The following is a 1,479-nucleotide window of genomic DNA, read 5'->3' as shown; positions in this document are numbered from 1 at the left end:
GCGGTCCACCATCGGGTACTCGAGGATCTCCTCCGCGTTCGAGATCGCTGCGGGCACATCCAACCAGTCGAAACGCCATCCCGCGAAGCTGTCTGCGATGGGACCCGGGTCGATGCGCCGGTTCCAGTCGACCTCAGCAGTACCTCCGCCTCGTTTCTCGGCGATGAAGTTGACCCGCTGCAGCCCGTGCTCACCAGCCGGCGTGAGCGGGTACGCAACGAACTTCTGATCACCGTCGCCCACCATGATCATGGTCTTCCCATCGAGGAACGGGCGCATGTAGGTTGTTCCGCGCCACAGAGTCAGTCCACCCCACTGGGGGTTGCCCTCATCCGGATATCGGAGCGCTCGTGCCGCAGAGTGGATACCGTCCGCTGCGATGAGCAGGCCCCCCGAGACGACACGTTCCCCTCCGCTGGTTTGGAATCGCGCGGTCACAGTCGACTCCCCCGTGATGGAGAGAAGCCGATGGCCGAGGCGGATGACGTTGCCGAGCCGGTCGAGAACTGCGTCGCGAAGCGCGAGCTGAAGCCGCCCGCGGTGGACTGACATCTGCGGCCATTCGTATCCAGCGCGCGTTCCTCGAGGCTCGCTCCAGATGGGCTGGCCGTGCCGATTGAAATAGCTCAACGTGGAGGGCTCGACGCCGATCTTCGAGATCTGGTCAGCGAGCCCGAGCTCTGTGATCTCGCGCATCGCATGAGGCAGAAGGTTAATGCCGACCCCGAGTCCACGGATCTCATCCGCGCGCTCGTAGATCTCGATATCGCGAAAGCCCGCCGCATCGAGGCTGAGCGCAGTCGCCAGTCCTGCGATGCCGGCGCCCACAATGATGATTCGCATGACGAAGACTCCTTTGTCTGACGACAGTCGACGTCGTCAGAAGTAGTTTTGCTTATGCACTACATCCGGTCAAGGGGACTCCGCAAGTCCCACGTCGCCAACGCCCTAACCGAGCTCAGGAACGCTCGAGCTTGCGCGTCGGGTCGGCGGTCCAGGCGCTGAGCGACCCGTCGTACACCGCAACATGCTCGTAGCCCAGGCCACGGAGGACGAACGCGGTCCTGGTCGCCGCGATACCCGCTCCGCATTAGGTGACGATGTCTTGGCCGCTGGACACGCCAGCCATGTCGAGGAGCGCCGGAAGTTCGTGGACCGGGCGGAGAAGACCGCTCTCATCGGCCAAAGACCTGAAGGGCAGGTTGACGCTCCCTGGAATCCGCCCGTTCGCGAAGAGCTTCGGGTCGAGCGAGTGCACGAGAAGCGGGCCTGACCCCGCGGACGCTGTTTCCACATCACTGGTGGAGACGATCCACGATTCTCTCCGGTGAGCGGAAAACGTTGTGCGGGGGTATGCCGCGGCACCGGACTCCGTTCCCCCTCCGTCGCGCAGCCACGCCCGGTAACCCCCATCGAGCACAAGGACGTCATGACCCTCGAGTCCGAACTGCCACCAGAGTCGGGTCGCCTATTCGCCGT

1 protein-coding gene is annotated in these 1,479 nt (G+C 63.9%); it reads right to left on the bottom strand.

Annotated elements, in window-relative coordinates:
• On the bottom strand, positions 1-843 hold an 843-nt coding region (locus J7E68_RS16735), incomplete at its 3' end, for an FAD-dependent monooxygenase (RefSeq protein ID WP_215174494.1).
• Positions 844-1,479 lie beyond the last annotated feature (636 nt).

This window comes from Microbacterium sp. ISL-103 (assembly GCF_018613995.1).
Taxonomy (GTDB): Bacteria; Actinomycetota; Actinomycetes; order Actinomycetales; family Microbacteriaceae; genus Microbacterium.
The sequence above is the reverse complement of the archived record's forward strand: the minus strand, read 5'-3'. Positions and strand labels throughout refer to the sequence as shown.